General features: G+C 47.6%; 8 protein-coding genes and 1 tRNA gene. All 9 read right to left on the reverse strand.

Features of this window, described 5'->3' with window-relative positions; translation table 11 throughout:
* The coding region (locus JDF658_RS11275) for an aspartate aminotransferase family protein (protein WP_079907707.1) at positions 1–1,144 on the reverse strand (1,144 nt) is incomplete at its 3' end.
* Positions 1,145–1,201: 57 nt separating this feature from the next.
* Complete coding sequence (locus tag JDF658_RS11280; protein WP_079907708.1) at positions 1,202–3,169, reverse strand: molybdopterin-dependent oxidoreductase; 1,968 nt, start codon at positions 3,167–3,169, stop codon at positions 1,202–1,204.
* A gap of 10 nt (positions 3,170–3,179) precedes the next feature.
* The gene (locus JDF658_RS11285; RefSeq protein ID WP_078665485.1) at positions 3,180–3,470 is read right to left on the reverse strand and encodes a chorismate mutase; all 291 of its coding nucleotides are present in this window, start codon (positions 3,468–3,470) and stop codon (positions 3,180–3,182) included.
* On the reverse strand, positions 3,463–4,323 hold the full coding sequence (gene pheA, locus JDF658_RS11290) for a prephenate dehydratase (RefSeq protein ID WP_078665484.1): 861 nt from the start codon (positions 4,321–4,323) through the stop codon (positions 3,463–3,465). The genes JDF658_RS11285 and pheA overlap by 8 nt, the downstream gene beginning before the upstream one ends.
* A gap of 136 nt (positions 4,324–4,459) precedes the next feature.
* Positions 4,460–6,079, reverse strand: a complete 1,620-nt coding sequence (groL, locus tag JDF658_RS11295) for a chaperonin GroEL (RefSeq protein WP_078665483.1) — start codon at positions 6,077–6,079, stop codon at positions 4,460–4,462.
* Positions 6,080–6,103: 24 nt separating this feature from the next.
* Complete coding sequence (gene groES, locus JDF658_RS11300) at positions 6,104–6,385, reverse strand: co-chaperone GroES (RefSeq protein WP_078665482.1); 282 nt, start codon at positions 6,383–6,385, stop codon at positions 6,104–6,106.
* Between the two features lie 248 nt (positions 6,386–6,633).
* Positions 6,634–6,710, reverse strand: a tRNA-Pro gene (locus JDF658_RS11305).
* Positions 6,711–6,762: 52 nt separating this feature from the next.
* On the reverse strand, positions 6,763–7,389 hold the full coding sequence (locus JDF658_RS11310; RefSeq protein ID WP_079907710.1) for a helix-turn-helix domain-containing protein: 627 nt from the start codon (positions 7,387–7,389) through the stop codon (positions 6,763–6,765).
* A gap of 3 nt (positions 7,390–7,392) precedes the next feature.
* Positions 7,393–7,964, reverse strand: a 572-nt coding sequence (locus JDF658_RS14860) for a glycosyltransferase family 1 protein (RefSeq protein ID WP_242946662.1), incomplete at its 5' end; no start/stop codon positions are given.

Raw genomic sequence — 7,964 nt, forward strand, 5'->3', positions numbered from 1 at the left:
GCGGTTCCAGCCTGATAACCCTGGTGTTATTTAAAGTAGTACCTACCAGTACTCCCCTGTTGAGCAGGGCCTGGATCAGATACCCCCCAAACCCTTCATCTACCAGCTCCAGTCCCAGCATTAGCCCTAAGCCCCTTACCTCTTTAATGATCTGTGCAAATCCTGCTGTCAACTGTAACAAGTTTGTTTTTAACCTTTGACCTAATACTGCCGCGCTCTCTACCAGTCCTTCTTCTTCAATAACCTGCAGAGTGGCTATCCCTGCAACACAGGCCAGAGGATTCCCCCCGAAAGTCGAAGTATGAATTAAAGGATTTTCCTCAAATATCTGCCAGATTTCTTCCCGGGCCAGAATGGCTCCTGCTGGTAATACCCCACCCCCCAGGGCTTTGGCACTGGTGATCAAATCCGGCAGGACACCAGCCTGCTCAAATGCCCAGAAGGTTCCAGTTCTTCCCAATCCAGTCTGTACCTCATCTATGATTAAAAGGGCTCCCTGGCTCCGACAGTGACTTGCCAGTTCCCGCAAATACCAGAAGTCTGCTACCCTCATTCCCCCTTCGCCCTGGACTATCTCCAGCACTACCGCCGCTGTTTTTCTGTCAATGACCTCAACGGCTCTGGCCAGGTCATTAAATGGTATATGGTAAACTTCCGGCAGTAAAGGCATACAGGGCTCCCGGTAGATATCCCGCCCGGTTACACTTAAGGCCCCCAGGGTCTTACCATGAAATCCATTTTGCATCGCCACAATCTTCTTTCTACCTGTTGCCAGCCGGGCTATTTTCAAAGCTCCCTCAATAGCTTCAGCCCCGGAATTACAAAAGAAGACTTTGTTCAGGACCGGCGGAAGAGTGGCACAGATTTTTTCTGCCAATAAAGCTGCTGGTTCGTGACAGAACATTTTGCTTCCCAGCGGCAAACGCTCCATCTGTTCTTTAACAGCTGCTATTACCCTGGGATGACAGTGACCAAGAGAAAAAACTCCATATCCGCCGAGAAAATCCAGAAAGGCCCGGTTATCCTCGGTAAAAATCCAACAGCCCCTGGCTGCCTTTTCTACCAGATCCAAACCTAGCAAGCGCTGTAAGCGGGTTAAGGATGGATTCAAATGTTTTTCATAAAGCTCAATAACTCTGGACATAAAAAATACCCCCCTGTCTCTGTTAACAGCTATATGAGACAGGGGAGTGATAAATTCCTAATCTATATGCCATTTGCGAATTTCACATTTTACATCATAATAGGGAATCCCGCCCCCTAAATCAGGAGCGAAAGCGGGGGTAAGCCAGTTTACTCCTCCCCCATCCTTGAGCCACCAGCCTTCGGGCAAAAGGGCTATACCGGTCGGAACCCTTTCCGTCAGGGAAACCCTGGCTACCAGTTGACCATAACCGGTCTCAATAATAACCTGATCGTAATTGCGCACATACCGTTTTTGGGCTTCAGCAGGATTAATCTCTACCAGTGGCAGAGATGCCTCCTGAGCATCCTCTCTCTCCCGAAAGAACTGGGAGTGTAACTGCCCTTTGGGATGGGGAGTAAGCAGGACCAGTGGAAATTCCTCCGGATCCTGATAATACCGGGGAGATTGCCATTCTTCGTTAATCAGATTCATCTTGCCATTTGCGGTAGCGAATTTCCGCTCCGCCCAGGCTACCTGCGGCATAACCGGACATATACAGGCACCTTCGGAAATCAATTTATCCCAGGTAATTCCATAAGGCCGGAGTGGCTCCAGTAACCAGTGAATCCACTCCATTGCTGTTCTTTCACCAAAAACAGAGAGTTTGTTCAGCCGACGGGCCAGTTCTGTCCAGATTTCCACCTCATCTTTTACAGTATCAGGAGGTGAGATAAGAGCCGGCACTGCGCCGATATAATCCCCCCAGGAAGTGGCGATCACATCAGGCGTTTCTAGAAATCCGGCTACCGGTAAAACCAGGTCAGCTTGCTCTGCTGTATCGGTTAATTGCAAATCCATTACTACTTTAAAAGGAACCTGCCGCCAGGCCCTCAGCACTTCACTGGTATTGGGCAGCTGGCAAACCGGATTGGTCCTGGCTACTGATATAACCTGAATAGGGGGCTGAGCAGATAATATCTCCTGGGCCAGGGTAGGGAAGGAAAACTCCCGCACTTCTGCAAAGATATTTTCCCCTTTAATGTCATTCAGCAACCCCTGCCAGTACTGATGGGCATAATTAGCCCCTCCACCACTGATACCGATATTGCCAGACAAACCACAGAGAGCATCAATATAGCGAACCGTCTGACCGCCATTGGCATAACGCTGTAAACCATAACCAAAAAATGTGGCTACCGGTCGGCCTCTACCATAAATACGAGCCAGTTCCCGCACCAGCTCCGCCGGTACCCCTGTTACTTCCTGGGTACGCTCTGGTGTCCAGTTGACTGCTACCTTTGCCAGTCCTTCAAACCCATTAACGCGTTGAGCCACAAATTCAGCATCATACCAGCCTTCAGACAGTAAAACATGGAGTGCCCCTAATGCCAGAGCGCCATCGGTTCCAGGCCTGGGTTGAAGTAATAGGTCAGCCAGATCGGCAGTTAAAGTTTTGACAGGATTAATAACAACAATCCTGGCTCCACCTTGCTGAGCCTCTTTTAAAATCGGAATCAGGTGAATGTTGGTAAAAGCCGGGTCCCGACCCCAGAGCACAATATGTCTACTCTGGCAGCAATCCAGCCAGGGGTGGGAATAAAGGGCTCCAAAATCCTCCTTCTGGGCCTGATAACCACTGCCCCAGCACATACTACCAGTGGGTACAGTATAACCTCCTAAGGCCCGAAAAAATCTGTGTTCCAGATTTTTCAGGCGCCCATTGTGGCCATAATCATTTATATGCAACAAAGAAGTAGGCCCATAATCGGATTGAGCCTGCTCGATTTTTTCTGCCCAGAGGGCAAGAGCGGACTCCCAGTCGATTTTCTTGAAACCTTTTTTTGATTTTATTAATGGGTACAAAAGGCGGTCCGGGCTAAAATGCCTTTTAATAGCCTTTTGCCCTTTGCTACAGATAAATCCCCTGGTAATAGGATGAGCCGGATCCCCTTTAAAATTATTGATTTTGCCATCAATTATCTCCACCAGTATCCCGCAACTGTCAAAACAGTTGAGCGGACAGGTAGTACGATACCATGCCATCTTAATCCTCCTAAGGCCGTCGCTGCTGACGCAGCAGTTCTTCCTGTTGACTCACAAAATAGTCCATCAGTATGCGATAAATTTTTTCTGCCACTTCCGGGGAAAACTGCTGTAAGCTGGCCTGTAACTTGACCCGTTCCAGCACCCGCTGCTCCCGGCGCAAGTCACGAATTTTTCGATTGTGCCCTTTTATCAGACCAATCTCCCGGGCCAGTTTCAATCTGCGCCCAAGCAACTCAATGATAGCTTCATCCACTTTATCAATTTCTCTGCGCAATTCCTCCAGACGGCGCTCATTCATCTTCTCCACCCCCTGGAGCAGCCGGATAGCAGCCAAGCATTTTCACCCAGGCTGCTCGACCCATTAATTCTATTAGCCCCTGGGAAACCGGGCCTGGTTCCAGACTACAGCCTTCAATATCCACCAGAAAAATATATTCCCCCAGTTTGCGCTTGGCCGGCCGGGACTCAATTTTGCACAAATTCAAACCCTGCCTGGCCAACGGCTCAAGAGCTCGATATAATGCCCCTGGTTCATGCGGGGTCCCGAAAGCTATGGAAGTTTTCCACTTTTCCCCCGGCTGAGGTCTTAAACTCTGACTTCCTTTTCCCAGCACCAGGAAGCGGGTAGCGTTATTCTTATTATCCTGGAGATCTTCCGCCAGTGCTTCCAGACCATAGGCAGCCCCTGCTACCGGCGCCGCAATAGCTGCCAGACTTTCTTCTGATTTTGCCACTTTCGCACAGGCTTCACTGGTACTGGTAGTTAGCACCTTAATCGCCTGGGGAAGGCGGCGATTAAGCCAGCCCTGACATTGGGCCAGGGCCTGATGATGAGAAAGTACAGCGGAAATTTGGTCTAGTCTGGTGCCAGGCTTACCCCAGAGCCAGTGCCGGACAGCCAGAACTTCTTCATCCTGGATTTGCACCCCATCCTGCCATAAAAGAAAATCCAGGGTAGTAGATAAAGAACCTTCCTGGGAATTTTCCACCGGTACAATCGCCAGTTCCACCTGATCCTGTACCAGAGCTTTCATTACCCGGGCAAGGTCTGGAAAATAAAAGAATTGAAAATTCAGATGCCGGCGCCTGGCGTATTGTTCGGCAGCCATTTGTGAAAATGTACCTTCTGGACCTAGAACCCCTACTCGCATTTTTTCTCCTCCTAACCTACCGTCCTGCCAACCTGCAGACTGAATAATGATAAGAAAAAGCTTCTCACCAAAAGTGGCGAGAAGCTATTTAATTAGTATATATTTTATCAACAGTTTTTTTCAGCTGTCAAGCTAATTACATCATATCATCCATGCCGCCAGGCATTGCCGGGGTATCCTTTTTCTCCGGCTTTTCCGCAACTACAGCTTCAGTGGTCAGCAACAGAGCGGAAATGGAAGCAGCATTTTGTAACGCGCTTCTGGTAACCTTTGCCGGGTCAACAATACCCGCCGCAATCATATCCATGTATTCCAGGGTAGCAGCGTTGAAGCCGATACCAACTTCGCTGGCCTTGACTTTTTCTACAACTACAGAACCTTCTACCCCGGCATTATTGGCAATCTGACGGAGCGGTTCCTCCAGAGCCCGCTTGATGATTTGAACTCCGGTGTATTCATCCCCTTCTGCCTGAACAGCATCCAGGGCCGGAATGATATTGATGAAGCAGGTACCGCCACCAGGAACGATCCCTTCTTCCACAGCGGCCCGGGTAGCATTGAGAGCATCTTCAATACGCAGTTTCTTCTCCTTCATTTCGGTTTCAGTAGCAGCACCGACTTTGATAACTGCTACGCCGCCAGCCAGTTTGGCCAGACGCTCTTGCAGCTTTTCCTTATCATATTCGGAAGTAGCCTCTTCATACTGCTTCTTAATCTGGGCAATCCGGCCTTTGATTGCATCAGCAGAGCCAGCACCATCAACAATGATGGTTTCTTCCTTCTTGACCCGTACCTGACGAGCCCGGCCCAGCATATCCAGGGTAACGCTATCCAGCTTGCGGCCCAGCTCTTCAGAAATCACCTGGCCACCAGTCAGGATAGCAATATCTTCCAGCATGGCCTTGCGCCGATCGCCAAAAGCAGGAGCCTTAACAGCTACACAGTTGAGAACACCGCGCAGCTTGTTGACCACAATCGTAGCCAGGGCTTCCCCTTCCATATCCTCAGCCACAATCAACAGCGGTTTGCCGGTACGGATAACAGCTTCCAGCACAGGCAAAATATCCTTAATCGCAGAAATCTTCTTATCGGTAATCAGGATATAGGGATCTTCCAGCACGGCTTCCATTTTCTCTGTGTCGGTTACCATGTAGGCAGAGATGTAACCTCTGTCAAAGTTCATCCCTTCGACAACTTCCAGAGAAGTGCCCATGCTCTTGGATTCTTCAACGGTAATAACTCCGTCTTTACCTACTTTTTCCATAGCATCAGCGATGAGGCGACCAATTTCTTCATCAGCAGAAGAAATGGTTGCTACTTGAGCGATGGCTTCCTTGCCTTCAATGGGCTTAGCCAGTTTCTTGATTTCTGCAACAGCGGCATCAACAGCTTTTTCAATTCCCCGCTTCAACAGGATAGGGTTAGCGCCAGCAGCAACGTTTTTCATCCCTTCCCGGATAATGGCTTGAGCCAATACGGTAGCAGTGGTAGTACCGTCGCCAGCTACATCATTGGTTTTGCTGGCTACTTCTTTTACCAGCTGGGCCCCCATGTTTTCAAAGGGATCCTTCAATTCGATTTCCTTGGCAATGGTTACGCCATCGTTAGTGATCAAGGGAGAACCAAATTTCCGTTCCAGCACCACATTACGGCCGCGTGGACCGAGAGTGACTTTTACAGCATCAGCCAGGGTGTTCACGCCTCTTTCCAGAGCCTTTCTGGCATCAGAATTGAAAACGATCATTTTTGCTGCCATCTGATTATCCCCTCCTCGTAAATATTAGAGAATAGCCAGAATATCTCTTTCATTGACAATCAAGTATTCTTCGCCATCAACTTTGACTTCAGTACCAGCGTATTTGGAGAAGATTACCTTGTCCCCAACTTTAACCTCCAGTTCTACTCGCTGGCCGTTATCCAAAATCCGACCACTGCCAACAGCCACCACTTCTCCCTGTTGCGGCTTCTCTTTAGCGGTGTCCGGCAACACAATCCCGCTTTCTGTTCTTTGTTCTTGTTCAATCAGTTTCAGAACAACCCGATCACCTAAGGGTTTCAGCATATATGTTACCCCTCCTTATGTATTATTTTTGTTAGCACTCATCAACATCGAGTGCTAACACACAGCTATATTATAGCACTACAGGAAAAAAATAATGCAAGATTGGAAATTTTTCATTATCCGTTTTTGTTTTTCAATATATTAAAATATCTCGCTCAATCTATTATTTTCTATAAATTACAGACCAATTCTAATGCTGACAAAAAATAAAGCCCGGTAACAATTTACCGGGTTAGGTTTCACTATACTGGTCGGAGCGACTGGACTTGAACCAGCGACCTCCACCACCCCAAGATGGCGCTCTACCAAACTGAGCTACGCCCCGACTGACAAACCCTATTTTACTCAAGGAATAATTCGCTGTCAATCTTATTTCTTTAAAAATTTTCTTTTCTTATTTTGTCCCACTCATTTATTAGAATTTGTACCAAATTTTGATATACCTGAGCCAGGCCAAAATTTAATTTTTTACCGGCTTTTTTGGCTCTGGTCAAAAAACGGTCTTGCCATTTTTCGATTTCCCTTTCCCACTCCTGCCATTCTATTTCCAGTTGCTGAAAGTAATCATCATGATCAGAGCTTTTTCTGCTCTCCACTTGCTGCTGGGTCTTTAAAATTCTTCTGGTTAATTTATAAATATCTTCAAAAACCTCTTTTAGCTCTAGTACTCTGCTATAGTCTCCTGCCGCCCGATTCAATTCACCCTGGAGGCCATGATTGAGTTTTTCGGGAATTATCTTTAGCTGTTGTAAGGCCCTTTCCAGCTTCTCCAGCCTTTCCTGTTGATAGCTGTGATATTTTCGCTTTAATTCAGTATACTGAGCTGTTTCGTTTTTGAGAAAAGTTAGCAGATCCTCCGCCCTGATTCTAACTTCTTGCCCCGGCAAAACCATTGCAGGCAAGCGGCCACTGGCGATTAATTTTTCCACCTTTTCCCGATCAGTTTTTAAAACCTGGGCCACTTCCTGAACTGTTAATACCTTCAGCGGAGCCTGCTCTTGCATTGTCTATCCCCGCTTTCCCAGTACTCTCCTGTATACTTCCATGGTTTCCAGCGCAGTTTTATTCCAGCTGAATTCCCCTGCTCGCATTAATCCTTTCCTACCCAGCTCCTGGCGAAGATCTGCATCTGTTAACAATTTATACATTTTTTCTGCCAGTTCCATGGAATCAAAGGGATTAAACAACCATGCTCCTTCTCCCACTACTTCAGGAATTGAGGATGTATTAGCAGCAATAGTTGGAGTTCCGCAGGCCATTGCTTCTAGGGGTGGGAGACCAAAACCTTCATAGAATGAAGGATAGACAAACAGATTAGCCGCTGCATAAAGATAAGGTAAATCCTCTACCGGGGCAAATCCCGTCCAAATAACATCCTCTTCCAGCCCAAGGGCCTCGATTAATACTACCAGATCCCCATACTCCCTTACCTGTTTACCGACCAGTACCAGTTTGATTGGATAACCTACATCTTTTCGAATTTCTTTAAAAGCATTGATTAACCCTTTAACATTTTTCCGGGGGCTAAACCCGCCGATATAAAGAATGTACTGATCCTGTATGCCGTAGTGCTCACCGA

This window comes from Carboxydocella sp. JDF658 (genome assembly GCF_002049395.1).
Taxonomy (GTDB): Bacteria; Bacillota.